Source organism: Actinotalea sp. C106, from assembly GCF_023630195.1.
Taxonomy (GTDB): Bacteria; Actinomycetota; Actinomycetes; order Actinomycetales; family Cellulomonadaceae; genus Actinotalea.
The window spans coordinates 1-694 of sequence record NZ_JALPKN010000601.1 but is presented as its reverse complement, the minus strand read 5'-3'; the positions used below and the strand labels follow the sequence as shown (position 1 = coordinate 694).

At 77.5% G+C, this 694-nt stretch carries 1 protein-coding gene; it reads right to left on the bottom strand.

The features are described 5' to 3' along the window. Positions 1 to 576, bottom strand: a 576-nt coding sequence (locus tag L0B03_RS18730; protein WP_374205036.1) for a tetratricopeptide repeat protein, incomplete at its 3' end; no start/stop codon positions are given. Between the last annotated feature and the right edge of the window lie 118 nt (positions 577 to 694).

The following is a 694-nucleotide window of genomic DNA, read 5'->3' as shown; positions in this document are numbered from 1 at the left end:
CCGGTCGGTCTCCCCGCTCGCGGCGTGGTCGAGGGCGACGTCGACCAGCACGCGGGCGTCGGCCGGGGGCTCGAGGCCGGCGAGGTCACGGTTCCACGGGTCGAGGGGGTCCAGGGCCAGGGTCGCGGCGAGCCGCTCGGCAGCCTCCTGCTCGCGGCCCAGGCGCCGCAGGACGACGACCTCGAGGGCCCGGGCGCGCAGGTCCTCCGCGTCGAGCCGGAGTGCCGTCTCGATCACCTCGAGGGCCCTGCGGTCCTGGCCCGCCGCGGCGTCGAGGAAGGCCATCTGCAGCTGCGCGGCGTGGGCCCACCGACCGTCCCACGCGGCCTTGGCGAAGGCGTCGTACGCGTCCTGCGCCCGGTCGAGCCGCTCGAGCGCCAGGCCACGACGGTAGGAGGCCTCGCCGTCGGCCGGGTTCGGGTTGCGCGCGGTGAGCCGCGCCAGCGCCGTCTCGAGGTGGGCGAGGGCTCCCGCGTAGTCCCCGTCGCGGTGCAGCGCCGCCCCGAGGGCCGCGTTGATCCGCGCGTCCCCGGGGTCGCGGCGCAGGCCCTCGAGCCAGTAGGCCCGCGGGTCCACGGTCGGGTGCCGGTACTGCTCGAGGTGGACACCCGTCAGGTAGAGCTCGTCCTGGCTCGGGACGTCGGCGGGCTCGGGCGGCCGGGTCGCGGCCGCCGGCTCGGGGTGGTCTCAAGTC